Raw genomic sequence first — 20881 nt, forward strand, 5'->3', positions numbered from 1 at the left:
GTCCAACTTACGTTCTGACACACCCTCTTTATAAATGCCCTATGTGTGAGATTCTAAATGATTCGCCCGATTAATTGGTTTGGATAACGAGCATTTTGGAGTTTTTCCAGAAAGCCTGGGGATCCTTGATACGAAGGGTGAGCATCTTGTCTGTGCCGCGAATCAATTCGTATGATGATGCAGGATGGCTGGTCAGCACATTAGCTTTCTTGGCCATGAGCGGGATCACTTTCAGGTTGCGCATATCGGCCTTCGTGAAGTATGTATCGTTATGCCCTTCAGTCAATACCTGACCACGACGAACGATATTCATTTCTTTGAGGTCGCTGCTTGTTCCTATACAGTAGCGCACAGTATTGAGTTCGCGATCCTGACGAGCATTCTGTTCTGCCAAAGTCGCATTTTCTCTTGCACTGCTCTCAAGTTGCGCTCCCTGTGAGATAACTGTGGAGTCAAGCATGCCGATGGCGATATTCTTGCGCTCCAATTCTTCACGCAGCTGGTTTACTTCCTGAGTTTTTGCTTCGAGTTGCTGGCGCAACTGTGTCAAAGTCTTCATCAGGCGGCTGTTCTCACGTCCGCTCTTTTGGAGCTTTTCGGTCAGATCGTCGATGCTCTTGCGGTTGGCTTGGAGCTTTTCGTTGATCAGTCTCATATTGTCATTGATGCGATCGCGCTGGCTGGCACGAATATCTCCGCTCAGAGGATTGAGATTGATCATGCCTTCCATGGCAGAGATTTCTTGGAAGTTGGTCAGAACTCCACTGATAATGGAGTCCATCTCTGCCAATTCGGATTCGTGTTGGCTGTTTACTGCTGCAATAGAGTCATACTGCATTTTCAGCTCTTTATAGGCACTGGAGTTTTTTCCACATGATACCAAGGCAAGAGTTAGCGCTGTGGCGATAAACAGTTTCTTCTTCATGTTCGTAATACTTTTATTAGCGTGACACTTCATTCATTCATAACTTATTGCTTCTCTTCTTTTCTCCCTTTCGGGGCGGCTCCACCCACGATGAGAACGAATTCTCCCCTTGGAGGGTGGTTTTCGAAGTGAGCCAGTAATTCCGCGAGTGTTCCGCGGATCACCTCTTCGTGGAGTTTGCTCAGCTCCCGGCATGCAGCAGCTGGTCGATCGAGACCGAAAGTCTCCACAAATTGGGTCAGAGTCCTGAGCACCCGATGGGGCGACTCATAAAATATCATCGTCCGGAGCTCTTCGGCCAATTCTTTCATTCGAGTTTGGCGGCCTTTCTTGACAGGCAGAAAACCTTCGAAAACAAACCTGTCGGCAGGGAGTCCGCTTGCTACCAAAGCCGGAATCAATGCTGTAGGTCCGGGCAGACATTCTACCACTACACCCAACTCGGCACATGCTCTGACAAGCAAAAAACCAGGGTCGCTGATCCCGGGAGTTCCGGCGTCGGAGATCAAAGCTATGCGTTCACCTCCGGATATCCGTTCGGCCAATGACTTGGCCGTACGATGTTCGTTGAATTTATGATGGCTCTGGAGCGGACAGTGAATGTCGTAATGGTGGAGCAATACACTGCTGGTACGCGTGTCCTCTGCCAAAATCAGGTCTGCTTCGCGCAGTACCTTCAAGGCTCTCAAGGTAATATCCTCCAAATTGCCGATAGGAGTCGGCACGACTGTCAAACGTCCTTCCATCGCAAATCCTACGGTTCAGTTCCTTCTACGGAAGAAATCCGACACTACTTCCGCAAAGTCATTTACCACCGGATCCTCTGCCTCCCATTGCATCCGCTGATGCAAATAGATCATAGCTTCAGCCGCTGACGACAGCAATCCGAGATGGGCAGAGATGTCTCGCATAAGCTTGTCATCGTCTTGAAACAACTCCCGTCTAAAGCGAAAAAAATCCAACGTAGAGACTATCTTCTGCAAATCGAAGCCTGCAGGAGAGGGTCTCTCCTCTTGTTTTCCCTCTTGAGGTGTTATTTCCGTTAGCACAACGGGTTGCTTCGTTTGCTCCTTTTGTCTTGACGCTTCACGAATAAGCATACCGTTGATACGACTCAGCCTGTCAAAAATCTCAATCGCCTCATTTGGAGTCAATTCCGAGAGTTTCTCTCTATCGCCGAAGAGACGTTCCAAGTGCGTTAGCACATCAAAAATATCAGCATCATTTGCCGGATTCATCAGGCTGACTCTTGAGTTAAAACATATTTGTTCGGCACAAACTTACAGAAAAAAAAATGAGAAATCCGCACTTTGACAGAAATATACATCCTGTAAATATGCCCAAAAGCATACTTCGCGCAGATAAAAATACGACTTCGGAGGGTAAAAAAAGCACTCCGATGACGGGCTTCCCCCCCCCCATCCGAACACAGAATCAAACGAAAAAAAGGACTGCCATTCGATACTCGGGCAGTCCTTATGTAGAGGTGTATCTTATCAGGTCTAAACGGCTCTCTGAAGCAAACAGGAGCTTCTCAGCCGAAAAGCCGGAGAGATTCTAATTGTGCATTACCAAAAGCGGTGTTCCGGCATGGAAGAGCATTCGTCGTGCCATACTCGGATTGAAGAAGCGAGCGAAGAAATTCCTTCGATAAGTATTGACCACAATCATATCCACCTTTTCCTGACGAATGAATTTTTCCAAAGCGAGGGAGAAGTCTCCTTCGTCCAGCATGCTCACTTTGATCGTGGCATCGGGATAGTGATGCGCATGATACTCCCTGATGGCTTTGAGTTGCACTTGGTTCCATTCCGGTGTGCCCACTGAGATATTGAAGATGCTGTACGAAGGGTTGTTCTTGTCCAGCAGCTTCATCATGGCATCGAAGAGCACCAGATCGCGTTGGTCGAAGCTCGTAGCCACTGCTACATGCTTGGCCTGATTCAAATCGCTGAACGGCACTTCTTCCGGAATAACCAACACAGGTACCTTGCTCGAATCTATTACTTCGGCTGCAACGCTTCCGATCAGATCCGAATCCTTGCGCGATTTGCCTCGCGTCCCCATCACGATCATTACGGGTCTGTGTCGCTTGCAGTAACTAAGGATCACATCTTCCGGAGCACCGTCCAAAAGGACAGAGGAGAAAGATATTTCGGGAAGTTCTTCTCGCGTTATCCTTTCACGCAGCTCTTTCTTGAGCTTGTTCATCAGACGTTGTACACGCTGGTATTCTTTGCGCAGGCTGACTTCATTGCTGAGCTGGAACACAGCCGTATCGCCCACCGTAAGAGGTGTGGAGAAAAACGGACTGATATAGACGTGCATCAATACGACCCGAAGTCCGCGACGGGCTGCAAAGTTGAAGCCCAGTTCGCATATCTTCATCGTATATTCGCTGAAGTCCACAGGGATGAGAACATATTCCTCCGTATTTTTCGCTCGTTTCTTGGGATCCTCCTGATCCCATTTGTTATCCTCTATAATACTGAGAGCACGAGGTAGATCGGTCTCTTTGATCCTCACCCGAACGCCGGCAGAGATAACGGGTTGTATCTGATTCACATTATGAAGATACGCTTCTATACCCTCAGTTTCGAGGAGAGACTTCAGTATCTGGGCTTTCTCATAGGAATGAATAGCCAGGGTCACTAATTTTTCTTCTTTCATCTCAATAAAACATGTTGTTGGGTTAGTTCCTTATTGTGATCATTTTCGCTGTTTTCGTGCTGTGTATCTGTGCGCTATTCGCAAAAAAGCCACTTCGGTCGCTTCTTATTGCAGACCGGAAGTGGCTCCGAGTTTATTATTGGGGAAACGCCTGCCTCAAAGGACTATGCATTGGCTTCGCCCAGCATAGACAAAGCTCTCTCTAAGATAGTTGTGTCATCCAACTCAACAATACCTCCTTCCGGTCCTGCTTCGATATGAACACCGCAGCTACGACCTTCTCTGAAATTGGCACCGCCGAAATAGTTGCGTACGGTTTCCACTCGCAGCCCCAACTCATCGGCAATGCGTTGCATAGCGCCATCGGGCAAGCTGTCTTTGATTCTTCTCAGTTCATTGAATGTGATTGTCTTAGTCATGGGAATAATTTCGTCTTTTTTTGTGGTTCAACAATCAGTTTGTTATTCTGCCCCTAACTTAGACATATTATTTGACAATACCAAAACTCAAAAGCTTCTATCCGCTCTTTATCCTGCAAAGGCTTGGCTTTGCCTCCGAGGGGAAAGAGCCGAAAAAAAAGACGATGGATAAACGCTTGTGCTGTGAAAAAGGGAATACCTAATCACTACTTCACACCATAGTGCAAACTTCGTAGTATCTCTTTCACCTTTTCGACCTGATTGCCTTGGATGATTATTTCTCCGTCTTTGGCTGCTCCTCCCACTCCGCATCGCTGCTTGAGCAGGCGCGACAGATCAGTCAGATCGTCGGCGGAACCGACGTATCCGCTCACGAGAGTGACCTCTTTGCCCCGACGCTGCTTCCGATCCAGCGTGATGCGCAGACGTTGTTTCTCCGGAGGAAGCGTCTCAGCTACCTCTTCGCTGTCTTCATGTTCGTATTGGAAATCGGGATTCGTACTGTACATGACCCCCAGTCTGTTCTTCCAGTCACTCATATTTTATATCCTCCATAAATAAAAGCTGCCGAGGAGATACCACAACCTCCACGACAGCCTTTGTTCCTAATCGAATACCGCGCGTCTTAGTGCGGATTAGTTCTTCTTGGCCGACTTGGTAATGCGCTTGCGCGGCTCAGGCATGGCTTCGACACGAACGATATGCTCATTCGCACCTTCCCACATGATCTCCTTTTCAGCTGTGCGCAGATAAGCTATCTCATCGCCTTTTTTCACCACAGTGCCTTGTGCTACTACCTCCGTAATACGGCCGGTGAATGTACAATAGACTTTCTCGATATAGCCAAATTGGTTTTCGATGTAGCAGAAAGGCTGGCCGGTACGATATTCGGCACCGATAGCCGGAGCGATGGATTGCTCTTCCGTATCGATTTCCCAATAGAGTCGTCCGGAGCAGGGTGCCACGATCGGATCACATCCGGCACGCTTAGCTTTTTTGATGTCTTCGTCGCTATATCCCTGCTTAGCCATGCGATCGGCTTTGGCTTTGTCCAGATCGGCATTGAAGCGCTCCTTGGCTACGCCGCTCTTGTAGTCGCGATATTGACGGTCGTGCATGGCAAGCTCGAATAGCTCTTCGTCGTCTGGGCCATACTCCCAACCGTTCTGATCCATTTCCTTGCGAAATTCGTCCAAGGCATCAGGATAAAATTGCTGAGGATCGGCATCCGAAAATTCCATTCCCTTCTCTTTTGCCAAAGCGATGATCTCCGGATCGAGTTTGCCGGGCAAACGGCCCGATTTGCCGAGGATCATACCCCATGTGTTCTGGTCGATGGCTTGCCAACGCCCTTCGCCCCGTATCATGTTGTACACGTTCATCAGGGCAACATTCTTCACATACTGGCTGAAAGGAGTTACCAAAGGAGGATAGCCAAGGCGCGGCCATACATACTCTACCTCTTGGAAGAGACGTACCAGTAGCTGATCGATGGTCATCTCCGGCTCGCCCTTTCCTTTGAGGAACATATTGATACCTGCATGTACCCCTTTCAGGTCGGCCATCATGGATCCCATCATACCGCCGGGGAGACCGCATCCCACGAGCAGCGAGCTCGTCTCTTTGTTCGACGGATCCATGAAATAGCCCAAGAAGTCGTCTATAAACTCCTGTGTCAGGCTTCGAGCTTTCATGTAGGCATCCATATTGATCTCCGGCACTTTGAAGCCGGCATCCTTGAGCATCTGCTGGATGGTGATCACATCCGGATGCACCTTACCCCAAGAGATAGGCTCCATAGCTACGTCGATGATGTCAGCCCCATTCTCGCAAACCTCCAGCATGGAAGCGACAGAGAAGCCGGGACCTGAGTGGCCGTGATATTCGATGATTACATCGGGGTGCTTGGTCTTGATGGATTTCACCAGCTGACCGAGGAAATGAGGACGACCGATACCGGCCATATCTTTCAGGCAGATCTCCGGTGCCCCTGCTGCGATCAGCTCATCGGCCAGATTGGAGTAGTACTCCACCGTGTGTACGGGAGAGAACGTGATACAAAGCGTAGCCTGTGGGATCATGCCGGCTTCCAGTGCATATTTGATGGATGGAATGATATTGCGAGCATCATTCAGGCCATCGAATATACGTGTGATGTCCACGCCCTGTGCTTTCTTCACCTTGTACATCAGCCGGCGCACATCAGCCGGTACGGGGAACATACGAAGTCCGTTGAGTCCGCGGTCCAGCATGTGGGTCTGAATACCCGCTTCGTTGAGCGGTTTGGTGAAAGCGCGCACTGCTTTGTTGGGGTTCTCCCCATACAGGAGATTCACCTGCTCGAATGCACCTCCGTTCGTTTCCACTCGCGCAAAGCAACCCATCTCCACAATAACGGGAGCTATGCGTTCCAATTGATCTTTTCGTGGTTGGTACTTGCCTGACGACTGCCACATGTCGCGGTACATCAGACTGAATTTGATTTCCTTCTTCATATTGTTTTCAAGCGATTTCGTGTTGTGTACTTGACTTCTTCCTTTATATAAATACCGACTGTGATATGCTAAACCACAAAAGCAAAGGTATCAAATAATTCCATAGTTAATCCGGCCGAAATGAATTTTTCCACACCCCTGTAGCGATGAAGCGGAGCACCGCCGATCCATCCATTTCCGAACAGCCCGAATCGAAGACCGGCATACCCCGTAATAGACTGATCGAGAGGTCACAAGCTGATCCATCGCCTCCTATAGAAACGATTCCGGAGAGATTGTTCATTCGGGAGTAGATATCGGTTTGTTTTTTGGTGCCGAAAGACGGAGAATTGCCGAGCCTAAAATCTCAAAAACTCGAACCACAAGGAAAATCTTTACGCGCGAGATTTTTTTGCTTTTGGCTCGAGTTTTATTTTTTTCTCGAACCATCTTTTTTCGATCCGCAATTATGCTTTTTCATGCTCCGCAACCGCTCGGAAAGCAATTCCTGCTACCTGTCGAGAAAGGCTTCGACAGCAGAGGCCGTGGTGCATACCGGCTCCCTTATGTAATAATAGGTATGCCTCATGTAATTCTTTCATCGATATAACGACCAAACAGATCTCCATTATACAGAACAAACTGAAGCCATAGACCAAGAAAGAAACTCGGATTCAGAACTCCGTTCGAGTGCTTCTTGCTAAAATTATAAAATTACAATTGTGTTGCACATATTTGTGGGATGTGCAGCGAAGGCAAGTTATTTGCTCCATAGTAAAAAAAGATTACCTTTGCAGCTGTTACGGATGGATGGAGGAGGCGACCCGATCAAGGTTCCTCCTTTTTGTTTATCCCAATGTCCAATAAGTACAGAGCGAGATGATAGACAGAGAACAAATCGTTCGGATCGTTTCGGATTATTTGTCCACCGGGGAGACTTTCCTCGTGGAGGTGGCGATACATCCGGGCAACAGGATCCTCGTAGAGCTGGATAGCGCACAAGGAGTTTGCATAGATGAGTGCGTAGCACTGAGCCGGCACATCGAATCCCAAGTGGATCGGGATCTAGAAGACTACGAACTGGAAGTAGGCTCGACCGGGCTGACGTCTCCTCTGAAAGTGATGCGCCAGTGGGAGAACTGCATTGATAGCGAGCTGTCCGTACTGCTAACCAATGGGATGAAGGAAACCGGTCGCCTTATTACTGTCGCTCCCGAAGCTATCAAGCTGGAAGTGGTACGCATGGTGAAGCCGGAAGGAGCCAAGCGCAAAAAGCCTGAAACTCAAGAGTTGACAATAGTCATGGCCGACATCAAACAGGCCGTGCGTATCATATAAGCAATAGTAAAAAAGAATCAAGAGAATACACCATAAAGAGAGTCCTATGGCCAAGAAGCAAGAGACGATCAGCATGATAGAATCGCTGGCAGAATTCAAAGAGCTGAAAAACATTGACAAAGAGACGATGATCAACGTCCTGGAGGATTCCTTCCGGAACGTTCTGGCAAAAATCTTCGGATCGGACGACAACTTCGACGTAATCATCAATCCGGAGAAAGGCGACTTCGAAATATGGCGCACCCGTCAGGTAGTAGAGGACGGTGCCGTAGAGGACGAAAGTCGCGAAGTGTCTCTGTCGGATGCTCACGAGATCGACCCCGAGGCGGAGGTCGGTGAGGAAGTAACGGACTCCGTGAACTTCGCTTCATTCGGTCGCCGTGCCATTCTCAATCTTCGCCAAGCTCTCTCCAGCAAGATTATGGAGCTTCAGAAGGAAAACCTGTTCAATACATTCACGGAACGTATCGGGCAGCTCATTTCGGCTGAAGTATATCAGGTATGGAAGCGTGAGGCTCTGCTTATCGACGACGACGGCAACGAACTCCTGATGCCGAAGAGCGAGCAGATCCCAAGCGACTTTTTCCGCAAAGGTGAGACCGTTCACGCCGTTGTGGAGCGCGTGGAGAACGCCAACAACAATCCCAAGATCATCGTATCGCGTACAAGCGGAGAGTTCCTCAAGAGGCTTTTCGAGCTGAATGTACCGGAGATTGCCGATGGCCTGATCACCATCCGCTGCGTAGCCCGTATCCCGGGAGAGAGGGCCAAGATGGCCGTAGAGTCTTACGACGATCGTATCGACCCCGTAGGAGCCTGTGTGGGTATGAACGGTTCGCGCATACGAGGTATCGTGCGCGAACTGAGAGGCGAGAATATCGACGTTACGCAGTACACGACGAACACCGCCCTCTTCATCCAGCGGGCACTCAGCCCTGCACGTATATCTTCGATTCGCCTGCTCGAAGCAGAGCATAAGGCCGAAGTATTCCTGCGCCCCGAAGAAGTGCCTTTGGCCATCGGAAAGAATGCCTCGAATATCAAGCTGGCATCGGGGCTGACGGGTTATCAGATCGAAGTGTTCCGTGACATAGACGATATGGACGAAGAAGACATCTATCTGGACGAATTCAACGACGAGATCGACCAGTGGATCATCGACCTGTTCAAGAATATCGGTTGCAATACGGCCAAGAGCGTGCTCAGCAAGAACAGAGAAGATCTGATCAAAGAGACGGATTTGGAAGACTCCACCATAGACTATGTACTCGGAGTCCTGAGTGCCGAATTTGCCGATGAGGATCAGGTGACTGATAATCAAAGTACCGATTCGGATGATTTGGACAATTTCTCTGCCGAAGACGATCTGAAGCAAGAGTAATAAGAAGAACAAAAGCAGTCTCCTCCCCATCCCTCATCTTATAGTACAATCCTCACAAAGGTGCAGCATAAATCACAGAAGAAGAAAAGGTTAGTATGTCAATAAAATTATTCAGCTTAGCTAAAGAGTTAAATGTAGGAGTAGGCTCCCTCGCCGGCTTTCTTCGGAAAAAAGGTTTCGATGTGGAGGACAACAATCCCAATGTTCGCATTGAGAATGAAGAGTTCGATCTGCTGCTGACCGAATTTGGCAAGTCGCTGCCCAAGGGTGAGGCCGAGCGCATTCGCAAGAAATTCGTCAAGCAAAAGCAAGGCACTCCTGCATCTGCTCCGTCCGCCAAAGAGGAAACCGCGGGAATGGCAGCGAAAGAAGCTCAGGTAATAGCTACGGAAGTGCCTCAAGACATGCGACCTCGCTTTACGATCAAAGGGAAAGTAGAGACCGAAAAGCCGGCTGAACCGGTTCCTTCGCCCAAGGACAAGGAGCCTGACACCGTGCGTGAGGACAAACCCGCAAGAGAAACTGCACCTGTAAAAGAGGAAACAAAGGTCGTCCCCGTCAAGGAAGATAAGCCCAAGGAAGAAAAACCAAAGCAAGAAGAGCCTAAACGGGAGGAACCCAAACCGGAGGAGCCTGTACAGGCGGCTCCCGTTGCCAAGCCGGTCGAAAAACCTGTGGATAAACCACAGCAACCGGTCATGACACAGAAACCTCAAGAAGCTGAAACACCTCCTCCGGCTCAAGAGATGGAGAAAAAAGAAGACACCGAAGAAGTTTTCCGTCTGAAGACCAACACGCAGGAGCCACAAGTGAAGGTGGTCGGAAAGATAGACCTCTCCTCGATCAATTCATCCACGCGTCCCAAAAAAAAGACGAAGGAAGACCGCCAGCGCGAGCAGAACGATGCCGATGGCAAGAAGAAACGCAAGCGCATCAACAAAGCTGCCGTAGATGTCAAGAAAGAGGCGGCAAAGGTGAGCGGAGAGCAGGGCAAACGTAATGCCGGAGGAGGAAACCATCCGTCCGGCAATAAGAACAACAACCGTCCGGCTCAGCAGCAGTCCAACGCTTCCGGAGGCCGCAAGAACAACAAGCGTCAGTCTCTCCCACCCAAGGTGGAGATCTCGGACGAAGATGTACAGAGACAAGTAAAAGAGACGCTGGCACGCCTCACGACGAAAAAAACAAGTACCACGCTCGGGCGTGGAGCCAAATACAGGAAGGACAAGCGTGATGCGGCTTCCCGTGCAGCTCAGGATGCCATGGAGCTGAACAGCGAAGAGCAGCACACACTGAAGCTGACCGAATTCGTTACCGTAAGTGACCTGTCCAATATGATGGACGTCCCCGTGAACGAAGTCATCGCCACTTGCATGAGTATCGGTATGATGGTCGGTATCAATCAGCGTCTCGATGCCGAAACGATCAATATCGTAGCTGAAGAATTTGGCTTCAAGACGGAGTTTGTCAGCGCGGATTTGGTAGAAGCCATTGCCCCCGAAGAGGATAATGAGGAAGACCTCGTTGCGCGTCCTCCGATCGTTACGGTCATGGGACACGTAGACCACGGTAAGACTTCGCTACTGGACCGCATTAGGAATACGAATGTGATCGAAGGGGAAGCAGGGGGTATCACCCAGCACATCGGAGCCTATGGTCTGAAACTTCCCAGTGGCCGCCGTATTACATTTTTGGATACGCCGGGACACGAAGCCTTTACGGCTATGCGTGCCCGTGGTGCGAAGATTACGGATATTGCCATCATTATCGTTGCTGCTGACGACGATGTGATGCCACAGACAGTCGAAGCCATCAATCATGCTTCAGCGGCAGGTGTGCCGATGGTATTCGCCATCAATAAGATAGACAAACCGGCTGCCAATCCCGAAAGGATCAAAGAGCAGCTTGCAAACATGAACTACCTCGTTGAGGACTGGGGTGGCAAATATCAAAGTCAGGAGATCTCGGCCAAGAAAGGCATCAACATCACCGAATTGCTGGAGAAGGTTCTGCTCGAAGCGGATATCTTAGAGCTGAAAGCCAATCCTAACCGCCGTGCCATCGGTTCGATCATCGAGTCTTCTCTGGACAAGGGAAGAGGTTATGTCTCCACTGTCATGGTACAGAACGGTACGCTCAATATGGGCGATGTGGTTCTGGCCGGTACCTGTCACGGACGCATCAAAGCCATGTTCAACGAACGGAATCAGCGCGTGAAGCAGGCAGGACCGTCCGAACCGGTACTAATCCTCGGTCTGAACGGCGCGCCGGCTGCCGGTGATACTTTCAATGTATTGGAGACGGAGCAGGAGGCTCGCGAAATAGCTAACCGCCGAGAGCAACTCCAGCGTGAGCAGGGATTGCGTACACACAAGATACTCACGCTCGAAGACATCAGCCGTCGCCGTGCAATCGGCAACTTCCAAGAGCTGAACCTCATTGTCAAGGGGGACGTGGACGGCTCGGTAGAAGCTTTGTCCGATTCGCTCATCCGTCTGTCTACAGAAGAAATCCAAGTCAATGTCATCCACAAAGCTGTGGGGCAGATTTCCGAATCGGATGTGGTGCTCGCAGCAGCTTCATCTGCTATTATCATCGGATTCCAGGTTCGTCCCAGCGTGGCTGCCCGCAAGCAAGCGGAAACCGATGGCGTAGAGATCCGTACCTATTCTATTATCTACGACACGATCGAAGACATCAAGTCTGCCATGGAGGGCATGCTTTCGCCTGAGATTCGCGAAGAGGTTACCGGCTCTCTGGAAGTATTGCAGACCTTTAAGATCAGTAAGGTCGGTACGATCGCCGGTTGTATGGTCAAGGAAGGTAAGGTCAAGCGAACAAGCAAGGTTCGTCTCATACGCGACGGTATAGTGATCCACACCGGAGAGCTTGGCTCTCTGAAACGATTCAAGGACGATGCCAAGGAAGTGGTGGCCGGACTCGAATGCGGTCTTAATCTGGCTCACTCGAACGACATCCAAGATGGTGATATAATCGAAGCTTTCGACGAGATCGAAATCAAAAAGACTCTCTAAAGATCGAACCGAGACGGGTTACCACCCATGAACGCGATCGATTTAGCCATACTGATAATTTTGGCGATAGGATTACTGAAAGGCCTGTTTGATGGTATCATCAAACAGGCAGTTTCACTTATAGCCATAGTCGTTGCCACGTATGGTTGTGCCTTACTTGCCGTTCCCATAGAGACGTGGATCGGACCTTTTTTCGGCCTTTCACGAGGCGTGGCTCATACTTTTGCTTTGATCGTTGGGTTCTTGGCTATTTTGATTATCATCCCGATGGTCGGCAATAAGGTCTCGAAAATCGTTGGCAAGACTCCTATCGGCATTCTCAATCACTTGGCCGGCGGAATAGTCGGGATAGGTATAGCAGCTATTCTGATGAGCTATCTTTTCCTGATTGCCGACAATGTTTTTTCAAGAGACGAAGCGGACAGTGACAATCCGTCCCTTCGCAATACTTCGATGCTGTATGACCATGTAAAAAACATAGTCCCAACTTTTAGCCCCCATCGGCTGTTTATGAATTGAAATTCGTAAAGAGCTTACTCAGAGACTTCAAATATGCAAGAGAACAATAATATATTGGATGAGGTTACAGGCAGTGAATATAAATACGGCTTCGTAACCGACATCGAAACAGAAACTATAGGACGCGGACTTTCCGAAGATACAGTTCGTCTCATATCTGCGAAGAAGGAAGAGCCGGAATGGCTTCTCGAATTCCGCCTGAATGCCTATAGGCACTGGCTCTCTATGAAAGAGCCCGACTGGGCACACCTCAATATTCCACCGATAGACTACCAAGATATTATCTATTATGCAGCTCCGAAAAAGAAAAAGGGGCCCAAGAGTTTGGACGAAGTGGATCCCGAACTACTGAAGACATTCGACAAGCTCGGCATTCCACTCGAAGAGCAGAAGATTTTGAGTGGAATGGCTGTGGATGCAGTGATGGACAGTGTATCAGTGAAAACAACTTTCAAAGAAAAACTGGCAGAGAAAGGAATCATCTTCTGTTCTTTCAGCGAGGCTGTGAAGGATTTCCCCGATTTGGTCAAGAAATATCTGGGTACAGTCGTTAGCAGTAAGGACAACTTCTTTGCAGCTCTCAACTCTGCCGTATTTAGCGACGGCTCCTTTGTGTATATCCCCAAAGGCGTCAGATGTCCGATGGAGCTTTCTACTTATTTCCGAATCAATGCAGCCAATACAGGACAGTTCGAACGAACGCTGATCGTTGCCGATGAGGATTCTTATGTGAGCTATCTTGAAGGCTGTACGGCTCCCCAGCGGGATGAAAATCAACTTCATGCTGCAATCGTGGAGATCATTGCCGAGACCAATGCGGAAGTCAAGTATTCTACGGTACAGAATTGGTATCCCGGAGACAAAGAGGGTAAAGGCGGTATCTACAACTTCGTGACCAAGCGAGGTGTCTGCAAAGGCGACAATTCAAAAATATCTTGGACGCAGGTCGAGACAGGTTCTGCCATCACATGGAAATATCCCAGCTGTGTCCTGCGTGGCGACAATTCGATAGCGGAGTTTTACTCCGTTGCTGTTACCAATAATTTCCAGCAGGCAGATACGGGTACGAAGATGATCCATCTCGGCAAAAATACCCGTAGCCGTATCGTATCGAAAGGTATATCGGCCGGTTCAAGTCAGAACAGCTACCGAGGATTGGTCAAGATCTCCAAGAATGCGGTCAATGCTCGTAACCATTCGCAATGCGACAGTCTACTGCTTAGCGATCACTGCGGTGCTCATACATACCCTTATGCGGATGTCCAAAACGATACGGCTATCATCGAGCATGAAGCTACGACATCCAAGATCAGTGAAGAGCAGATATTCTACTGCAACCAAAGAGGAATCGGTACGGAAGAGGCCGTAGGGCTGATCGTCAACGGTTATGCCAAAGAAGTGATGAATAAACTGCCTATGGAATTTGCCGTAGAGGCACAGAAACTACTTAGTATCTCTCTCGAAGGATCGGTGGGATAAAGATCTCTGCAATCATTTCAAAATAAAAAACACTCAAGTATGCTTAAGATAAAGAACCTCCACGCCACAGTACAGGGCAAAGAGATATTGAAAGGAATCGATCTGGAGATCAATGCCGGAGAGATTCATGCTATCATGGGGCCGAACGGATCGGGGAAAAGTACGCTCTCTTCCGTTTTGGTGGGACATCCCTCTTTTGAAGTCACGGAAGGAGAGGTGACATTCAATGGAATCGATCTGCTCGAACTCGAACCGGAAGAACGTGCACACCTCGGACTCTTTCTCAGTTTCCAATATCCGGTCGAGATCCCGGGCGTCAGCATGGTGAATTTCATGAGGGCAGCTGTCAATGAACATAGGAAAGCGATCGGAGCAGAACCCGTATCGGCAAGCGACTTCCTCAAGATGATGCGAGAGAAGCGTGCCATTGTGGAGCTGGACAACAAATTGGCCAGCCGTTCTGTGAACGAAGGCTTCTCCGGTGGAGAAAAAAAGAGGAACGAAATCTTCCAAATGGCTATGCTCGAACCCAAGCTGGCTATTTTGGACGAAACCGATAGCGGACTCGATATCGACGCTCTCCGCATCGTAGCAGGCGGGGTAAACCGACTCCGCTCTCCGGAGAATGCTGCTATTGTGATCACACACTATCAGCGTTTGCTCGAGTATATCAAGCCGGACTTCGTACACGTCCTTTACAAGGGACGCATCGTCAAGTCGGGAGGAGCCGAGCTGGCTCTCACGCTAGAAGAAAAAGGTTACGACTGGATCAAGGAAGAGATAGGAGAATAATCGGATATGAAGGTAGAAGAACAATATCTGCAACTCTTCCGAGAGAATCGCGAAGCAATAGACAGCCACTCTCCCCGAGTGCTCAATGAGCAACGGGAGAAGGCGTCGATGGCTTTCGCCTCGAAGGGATTGCCTCGGTATGGCATCGAGAACTATCAGCGTACCGATTTGTCTGAACTATTCGGTTATGACTACGGAGTAAACCTGAATCGTGTCAATTTCCCAATCAGACAGAAAGAAGCTTTTCATTGTACGCTGCCGGATTTGGACACGGACCTTTGCTACATTGTCAATGATGCATACGACAACGAATGGAGTCGCGTATCCGAATTGCCGGAAGGAGCATTTGTCGGCAGTCTGAGCGATTTTGTCCTCAGCCATCCGGAGATAGCAGCTCGTTATTATGCTCAAGCCGCTGCACCCGATCACGATGGCATCATAGCTTTCAGTACGATGTTTGCTCAAGATGGATTCGTCATATATCTGCCGGATGGAGCTGTGCTGAAGAATCCGATCCAGCTCGTGCAACTGCTCAGAGCCGACATGGAGATCCTCGCCAATCGTCGCTTGCTCATTATCTTGGGCAAAGATGCCGAAGCCTCTCTGCTGATATGCGAACACACGCTGGATACGCATTCTTTCCTCGTAACGGAAGTTGTAGAGATATTCGCTGCGGAGAACAGTCGATTCGCCTTGTACGATCTTGAAGAAAGCAGCAAAAACACCAAGCGTATAGCTTCAGTCCATGTACGCCAAGCCGCGAATTCGAATGTGACGATCAACTGCATGACGATTCACAACGGTCTGACACGCAATAACTACTACTGCCATCTTGAAGGGGAAGGGGCTGATCTGACCTTGGGCGGAATGGCGATTGCCGAAGGGAAACAGCATGTCGATAACTACAGCCGGATAGAGCACCTCGTTCCCAACTGCCAAAGCAATGAACTCTTCAAATACATTCTCAGCCGGCAGGCGCAGGGAGCTTTCTCCGGACGAATCTATGTGGCGAAAGGGGCACAGAAAACGGCAGCTTATCAGAACAATCGCAACCTCCTTCTGGATGATACGGCTCGCATGTACTCCAAGCCGCAGTTGGAGATCTATGCCGATGATGTGAAGTGTTCGCATGGTATGACTACGGGGCAGCTGGACGACGACGCTCTCTTCTATCTGCGTCAGCGCGGCATTCCTCTGGCTGAAGCCAAGACTATGCTTAGCGTGGCCTTTACCGATGATGTAGTCAAGCTGGTTCATATCGAGCAGCTTCGTGAACGTCTGCGCGACATTATCGAACATCGGTTCCGCGGAGGCTGCATGCGGTGTGGCTCCTGCAATATCTGCTACTAAAAATACTTTCGTCTCGTCCTACAAAAGCTTTACAGCTATTAGGACAAGAAAAGATTGGTTTCTTATCCATCAGCAAGGCCGTCCTTGCTGATGGATTTGTTTTTCCGGAGGAGGGTCGAGCTACGCTCTACAGCTCTTCGAGTTACGCTGTAGGGATAGCTCATCATCCTCTACGGAATACCGCCATCTGCCTTGTGGCATAGTTAGTCGTCAGTTCGACCCAGACCCAACTTCCCTATTTGCGCTTAGATCGAACTGACATCTCTGATCTTAATGCGGTAAAATCTGCCACTTCGATAAATTACGAACCGAAAAAGTTCGGATTGTGGTCTGTAAATCCAGAGAAAACGGCGCGAGAATTTTTTCGCTTTGGCGCGTAAAATTTTTACCTCCCGAACCAAAACGTAAAAAATCACACGCCACTCTTTCATGGCTGTAAAGCCGGCAATTTTTGGAGCCTAAACCATCGCGGGGAGAGGGAGTAGCGATGTCTACTTTCTCGGACTTCCGAGTACAGATTCAGGCACTGTATTGAGCAGGTTGCCCCGGTGTCTCAGGTATTGGTTGTCTTAGGGCGAAAACGCCGATTGCGTGGCATTAAGTCACCGGCTCTTAGCAGTCGGCATAACCTATACCGACCGATCGAAACCTCTCTCCGAAGCACTGCTTGCAGTGTGTAATGAATAACTCTCTAAAGCCGGCTTTCGGTAGGCTTTCTTTGCACCTGAGGTACTGATAATAATGGACTATACTCGTATTTAATGTCAGTTCGATCTAAGCGCAAATAGGGGAGTTGGGTCTGGATCGAACTGACGTTATAGTTAAGGCAATAAGGTTTGCGACATCCTCGTTTAGTTTAGGAACAGCAATATGTGCATTATGCTTACCTTTGCTCGTCAAGGAGCCGCAACCGCATGGCTGTAGGCTTCGGATGCATTTCCAATAATACACATACGACAAACAAATGAACTTTGTAGAAGAACTGCGTTGGCGGGGTATGATCCACGATATTATGCCCGGTACAGAGGAACACTTGAACAAGGGTATGACCTCGGCATACGTAGGCATTGACCCTACGGCTGATTCGTTGCACATCGGCCACCTCGTGGGTGTGATGATGCTGCGCCATTTCCAGCGTGCCGGCCATCGGCCCATCGCTCTTATAGGTGGTGCTACGGGAATGATAGGCGATCCTTCGATGAAGTCGGCCGAACGAGTTCTCTTGGACGAAGCCACTCTTCGGCATAATCAGGACTGCATCAAGCAGCAACTGGCCAAGTTCCTCGATTTCGATAGCGATGCACCCAATGCCGCGAAGCTCGTGAACAATTACGATTGGATGAAGGACTATTCTTTCCTCGGTTTCATTCGGGACATCGGCAAGCATATTACCGTCAATTATATGATGGCAAAGGATTCTGTGAAGAAACGCCTTAGTGCCGAGAGCAGCACCGGTCTGTCCTTTACCGAATTTTCCTACCAGCTTCTGCAAGGCTACGACTATCTCTATCTGTATCGGAATGAGGGCTGCCGCTTGCAGATGGGCGGTTCGGATCAGTGGGGCAACATTACCACCGGAACGGAGCTTATCAGGCGCAAAGACGGAGGAGAGGCCTTTGCCCTTACTTGTCCGCTTATTACCAAAGCCGACGGTGGCAAGTTTGGAAAAACGGAGAGCGGCAACATCTGGCTGGATCCTGCCAGAACTTCTCCTTATGCCTTCTACCAGTTCTGGCTCAACGTGAGCGATGCCGATGCCGAAAAGTATATCAAAATCTTCACGGGACTGAATCAGGACGAGATAGCAGAACTGGCAACTCGTCAGGCCGAGGCTCCGCATCTACGCCCCTTGCAGAAGAGATTGGCAGAAGAGATCACCGTCATGGTACACAGTCGTGAAGCCTACGATGCTGCTGTCGAAGCCAGTGAGATCCTCTTTGGCAAGAGTACGACAGAGCAATTGCGCAAGCTTGACGAGGCCACTCTCCTCGATGTCTTTGCCGGTGTGCCGCAGTATCATGTGGAGCGCAGCAGGATAGCCACAGGAATTTCATTGGTTGATTTGCTGGCCGATGCTACCGATATATTTCCCTCCAAAGGTGAATTGCGCAAGACGGTGAAAGCCGGCGGAGTGAGCCTGAACAAAGAGAAAGTAGCCGATGCGGAACAAACGGTAGGAGAGGACGACCTCTTGTCCGACCGCTATCTGCTGGCACAAAAAGGCAAGAAAAGCTATTACCTGATCATCGTGGAGTGAACACACGGATAGCGCATTCATGAAACTATCCATCGTTATTGTCAATTATCGTGTTCCGTATTTCTTGGAACAGTGCCTTCTCTCCGTGCGAAAGTCTGCCCAAGGGATTGATACGGAGGTATGGGTCGTAGACAATAATTCGGGAGATGGTTCGGTAGAGTATCTTCAAAGTCGTTTCCCCGAAGTTCATTTTGTAGCTAACGAGGAGAATGTAGGTTTCTCTCGCGCCAACAATCAGGCTATCCGTCTCAGTAAGGGGCAATACGTACTCTTGCTCAATCCCGATACCCTTATCGGAGAGAGTACGCTGCGTACAGTGGTGGATTTTATGGATTCGAAGCCTAATGCAGGCGGACTGGGCGTAAAAATGCTCAATGGTCATGGCCGCTTTTTGCCGGAGAGTAAGCGAGGGTTTCCTTCTCCATGGGTGTCTTTCTGTAAGTTGTCCGGGCTTAACCGGCTCTTTCCTCATTCGTCTCGTTTCAACCGCTATCACCTCAGTTATCTCAGCCGTGACGAGGTGCACAAAGTAGAGGTACTGTCCGGTGCTTTTATGCTGATGCGTCGGGAGGCATTGGATAAGGTCGGGTTGCTCGACGAGCGTTTTTTTATGTATGGTGAGGATATCGACCTCTCTTATCGCTTGATATTGGGCGGATACGACAACTATTACTATCCGACTCCTATTCTTCATTACAAAGGAGAAAGTTCGTCGGTCTCCGATGTTAAATATCTTCGTTCGTTCTATGGGGCGATGGGTTTGTTTTTCGATAAATACTATAGAAACAGGATGAATCCACTGCTTCATGGACTGATCAATGTCGTCATCAAAGCACGTACAGCTCTTGCCTTGATGCTTCGCAGTCTGAGGAAGGTTCCGGCGGCAGAGAAACCTGCCAAAATATTCTATTGGCATCCTTCTGAGGGAGAGGCTGCTATATCTGCCTATCACGACCGCAGCCATATCCTGATCAATACCGATGAGGTGACTTGTGATCGCCTGCTTCTGACTATGGAGAAACTGGCTGATAGGAAGCATACTTTCCATCTGACGAATGACACCACGAAAAGGGTGATCTCACCTTGATACATCTTCCCTTAGAAAGGAAATCTCCCAACTGTTTTTTTGAAAGAAAGAGGCCGTGTGTGATCGTATTCGGATCGCCATGGCCGTTTTTGTTTCTCTTCCTTACGGCATAGAGTATACTTTTCGTTTCACGATAAATTCAACTTCCTATTGAATTGCGAGGCAATCTGTATCAAGTCAAAAAGAGACCTTTGCAAAATCAAGAAGTATCTTTCCGGTATCGTTTTCGCCCATAGAGCGTGTCGCACAAGTCATAGAGGAGCTGAGGTATTCATATCTATAACGACACAGAAAAACAGTCAATTGACAATGAAATCTCCCGGAAAATGCCGTGCGACAGTCTCATCTATCGGTTTAACAGCTGGTACGGAACCTCCCACTCCCCGAATCTGCCATCCGGCAGAGAGCAGATAGCATCTTCCATCAATAGACCATAGTATCCTCTCATGTGAGACCATAGTATCCTCTCGTATGAGACCATAGTATCCTCTCATGTGAGATCATAGTATCCTCTCATGTGAGATCATAGTATCCTCTCTTGTGAGACCATAGTATCCTCTCATGTGAGACCATAGTATCCTCTCATGTGAGACCATAGTATCCTCTCGTATGAGACCATAGTATCCTCTCATATGAGACCATAGTATCCTCTCATGTGAGACCATAGTATCCTCTCATATGAGACCATAGTATCCTCTCATATGAGACCATAGTATCCTCTCATATGAGACCATAGTATCCTCTCGTATGAGACCATAGTATCCTCTCATATGAGACCATAATATCCTCTCATATGAGACCATAGTATCCTCTCGTATGAGACCATAGTATCCTCTCGTATGAGACCATAGTATCCTCTCATGTAAGTTCATTCTTTGTATCTCAGGGAAAAACCAATGAGCAGGTGTATGGCTGCCAAGTAAACAGAAAGCAGTGTCCGAATACGTCGCCAATCGATAAGCATATCGACTTGGTTCGAAAATACATTCCGTGCTTTCCTGTATCGATTCGTTGACATGACGTCCCTGAATGAGACCTCTTCGTCGGATGAATTTCCTTGTCGTGCCATCGTTTTGTGTCATTGATCATACCATAAACACACAAAACAATCGGCCGACACACTGTGAAATGAATGGATAAATGGATAAAGTGCCT

The 20881-nt window shown here is 48.9% G+C and carries 18 protein-coding genes; 9 read left to right on the forward strand and 9 right to left on the reverse strand.

All coding sequences use genetic code 11. The features are described 5' to 3' along the window. Positions 1-70: 70 nt before the first annotated feature. The 8 genes from PGN_RS01645 to PGN_RS11570 form a co-directional block, all read right to left on the reverse strand. On the reverse strand, positions 71-925 hold the full coding sequence (locus PGN_RS01645) for a hypothetical protein (RefSeq protein ID WP_004583890.1): 855 nt from the start codon (positions 923-925) through the stop codon (positions 71-73). Positions 926-969: 44 nt separating this feature from the next. Next, complete coding sequence (gene rsmI / locus PGN_RS01650; protein ID WP_005874163.1) at positions 970-1671, reverse strand: 16S rRNA (cytidine(1402)-2'-O)-methyltransferase; 702 nt, start codon at positions 1669-1671, stop codon at positions 970-972. Positions 1672-1686: 15 nt separating this feature from the next. Beyond that, the gene (locus tag PGN_RS01655) at positions 1687-2163 is read right to left on the reverse strand and encodes a hypothetical protein (protein WP_004583892.1); all 477 of its coding nucleotides are present in this window, start codon (positions 2161-2163) and stop codon (positions 1687-1689) included. A gap of 319 nt (positions 2164-2482) precedes the next feature. Then, a complete protein-coding gene (locus tag PGN_RS01665; RefSeq protein WP_004583894.1) occupies positions 2483-3595 on the reverse strand; it encodes a universal stress protein in 1113 nt (370 codons plus the stop codon). Positions 3596-3759: 164 nt separating this feature from the next. Next, positions 3760-4014 carry a hypothetical protein gene (locus PGN_RS01670; protein WP_004583895.1) on the reverse strand — a complete coding sequence of 85 codons (255 nt, stop codon included), beginning with the start codon at positions 4012-4014 and terminating at the stop codon, positions 3760-3762. Between the two features lie 206 nt (positions 4015-4220). Continuing rightward, entirely contained in the window at positions 4221-4553 is a 333-nt protein-coding gene (locus tag PGN_RS01675; protein WP_012457444.1) for a translation initiation factor, read from the reverse strand. Between the two features lie 96 nt (positions 4554-4649). Beyond that, entirely contained in the window at positions 4650-6509 is a 1860-nt protein-coding gene (locus PGN_RS01680) for an oxaloacetate decarboxylase (protein ID WP_012457445.1), read from the reverse strand. A 106-nt stretch (positions 6510-6615) separates the two neighbouring features. After that, positions 6616-6792, reverse strand: a complete 177-nt coding sequence (locus tag PGN_RS11570; protein ID WP_005874164.1) for a hypothetical protein — start codon at positions 6790-6792, stop codon at positions 6616-6618. Between the two features lie 575 nt (positions 6793-7367). On the opposite strand from PGN_RS11570, the gene rimP reads away from it, so the two are divergent. The 7 genes from rimP (at position 7368) to sufD (ending at position 16382) form a co-directional block, all read left to right on the forward strand. Continuing rightward, positions 7368-7826 carry a ribosome assembly cofactor RimP gene (rimP, locus tag PGN_RS01685; RefSeq protein WP_012457446.1) on the forward strand — a complete coding sequence of 153 codons (459 nt, stop codon included), beginning with the start codon at positions 7368-7370 and terminating at the stop codon, positions 7824-7826. Between the two features lie 46 nt (positions 7827-7872). Then, the gene (gene nusA / locus PGN_RS01690; protein WP_005874171.1) at positions 7873-9207 is read left to right on the forward strand and encodes a transcription termination factor NusA; all 1335 of its coding nucleotides are present in this window, start codon (positions 7873-7875) and stop codon (positions 9205-9207) included. 95 nt (positions 9208-9302) lie between these two features. Next, a complete protein-coding gene (infB, locus tag PGN_RS01695; RefSeq protein ID WP_012457447.1) occupies positions 9303-12242 on the forward strand; it encodes a translation initiation factor IF-2 in 2940 nt (979 codons plus the stop codon). Between the two features lie 27 nt (positions 12243-12269). Continuing rightward, positions 12270-12761: a CvpA family protein gene (locus tag PGN_RS01700; protein ID WP_005874174.1), complete on the forward strand. Its 492-nt coding sequence runs from the start codon at positions 12270-12272 to the stop codon at positions 12759-12761. Between the two features lie 33 nt (positions 12762-12794). Then, positions 12795-14240, forward strand: a complete 1446-nt coding sequence (sufB, locus tag PGN_RS01705) for a Fe-S cluster assembly protein SufB (protein ID WP_004583905.1) — start codon at positions 12795-12797, stop codon at positions 14238-14240. A gap of 39 nt (positions 14241-14279) precedes the next feature. Further along, complete coding sequence (gene sufC, locus PGN_RS01710; protein WP_004583906.1) at positions 14280-15032, forward strand: Fe-S cluster assembly ATPase SufC; 753 nt, start codon at positions 14280-14282, stop codon at positions 15030-15032. Positions 15033-15038: 6 nt separating this feature from the next. Beyond that, positions 15039-16382, forward strand: a complete 1344-nt coding sequence (gene sufD, locus PGN_RS01715; RefSeq protein WP_012457448.1) for a Fe-S cluster assembly protein SufD — start codon at positions 15039-15041, stop codon at positions 16380-16382. A 245-nt stretch (positions 16383-16627) separates the two neighbouring features. Here sufD and PGN_RS11045 read toward each other — a convergent pair whose 3' ends face one another. Beyond that, complete coding sequence (locus PGN_RS11045; protein ID WP_021665871.1) at positions 16628-16813, reverse strand: DUF1661 domain-containing protein; 186 nt, start codon at positions 16811-16813, stop codon at positions 16628-16630. A gap of 533 nt (positions 16814-17346) precedes the next feature. On the opposite strand from PGN_RS11045, the gene tyrS reads away from it, so the two are divergent. Next, the gene (gene tyrS, locus PGN_RS01720) at positions 17347-18639 is read left to right on the forward strand and encodes a tyrosine--tRNA ligase (protein ID WP_012457449.1); all 1293 of its coding nucleotides are present in this window, start codon (positions 17347-17349) and stop codon (positions 18637-18639) included. A gap of 19 nt (positions 18640-18658) precedes the next feature. After that, positions 18659-19726 carry a glycosyltransferase family 2 protein gene (locus tag PGN_RS01725; RefSeq protein WP_004583909.1) on the forward strand — a complete coding sequence of 356 codons (1068 nt, stop codon included), beginning with the start codon at positions 18659-18661 and terminating at the stop codon, positions 19724-19726. The last annotated feature ends 1155 nt before the right edge of the window (positions 19727-20881 follow it).

Origin of the sequence: Porphyromonas gingivalis ATCC 33277 (assembly GCF_000010505.1) — a bacterium.
Taxonomy (GTDB): domain Bacteria; phylum Bacteroidota; class Bacteroidia; order Bacteroidales; family Porphyromonadaceae; genus Porphyromonas; species Porphyromonas gingivalis.

Excerpts from the sequence above, each read along its gene's own strand:
- PGN_RS01645 (WP_004583890.1), bottom strand. The coding sequence starts at position 925 with ATGAAGAAGAAACTGTTTATCGCCACAGCGCTAACTCTTGCCTTGGTA.
- rsmI (WP_005874163.1), bottom strand. The coding sequence starts at position 1,671 with ATGGAAGGACGTTTGACAGTCGTGCCGACTCCTATCGGCAATTTGGAG.
- PGN_RS01655 (WP_004583892.1), bottom strand. The coding sequence starts at position 2,163 with ATGAATCCGGCAAATGATGCTGATATTTTTGATGTGCTAACGCACTTG.
- PGN_RS01665 (WP_004583894.1), bottom strand. The coding sequence starts at position 3,595 with ATGAAAGAAGAAAAATTAGTGACCCTGGCTATTCATTCCTATGAGAAA.
- PGN_RS01670 (WP_004583895.1), bottom strand. The coding sequence starts at position 4,014 with ATGACTAAGACAATCACATTCAATGAACTGAGAAGAATCAAAGACAGC.
- PGN_RS01675 (WP_012457444.1), bottom strand. The coding sequence starts at position 4,553 with ATGAGTGACTGGAAGAACAGACTGGGGGTCATGTACAGTACGAATCCC.
- PGN_RS01680 (WP_012457445.1), bottom strand. The coding sequence starts at position 6,509 with ATGAAGAAGGAAATCAAATTCAGTCTGATGTACCGCGACATGTGGCAG.
- PGN_RS11570 (WP_005874164.1), bottom strand. The coding sequence starts at position 6,792 with ATGAACAATCTCTCCGGAATCGTTTCTATAGGAGGCGATGGATCAGCT.
- rimP (WP_012457446.1), top strand. The coding sequence starts at position 7,368 with ATGATAGACAGAGAACAAATCGTTCGGATCGTTTCGGATTATTTGTCC.
- nusA (WP_005874171.1), top strand. The coding sequence starts at position 7,873 with ATGGCCAAGAAGCAAGAGACGATCAGCATGATAGAATCGCTGGCAGAA.
- infB (WP_012457447.1), top strand. The coding sequence starts at position 9,303 with ATGTCAATAAAATTATTCAGCTTAGCTAAAGAGTTAAATGTAGGAGTA.
- PGN_RS01700 (WP_005874174.1), top strand. The coding sequence starts at position 12,270 with ATGAACGCGATCGATTTAGCCATACTGATAATTTTGGCGATAGGATTA.
- sufB (WP_004583905.1), top strand. The coding sequence starts at position 12,795 with ATGCAAGAGAACAATAATATATTGGATGAGGTTACAGGCAGTGAATAT.
- sufC (WP_004583906.1), top strand. The coding sequence starts at position 14,280 with ATGCTTAAGATAAAGAACCTCCACGCCACAGTACAGGGCAAAGAGATA.
- sufD (WP_012457448.1), top strand. The coding sequence starts at position 15,039 with ATGAAGGTAGAAGAACAATATCTGCAACTCTTCCGAGAGAATCGCGAA.
- PGN_RS11045 (WP_021665871.1), bottom strand. The coding sequence starts at position 16,813 with ATGAAAGAGTGGCGTGTGATTTTTTACGTTTTGGTTCGGGAGGTAAAA.
- tyrS (WP_012457449.1), top strand. The coding sequence starts at position 17,347 with ATGAACTTTGTAGAAGAACTGCGTTGGCGGGGTATGATCCACGATATT.
- PGN_RS01725 (WP_004583909.1), top strand. The coding sequence starts at position 18,659 with ATGAAACTATCCATCGTTATTGTCAATTATCGTGTTCCGTATTTCTTG.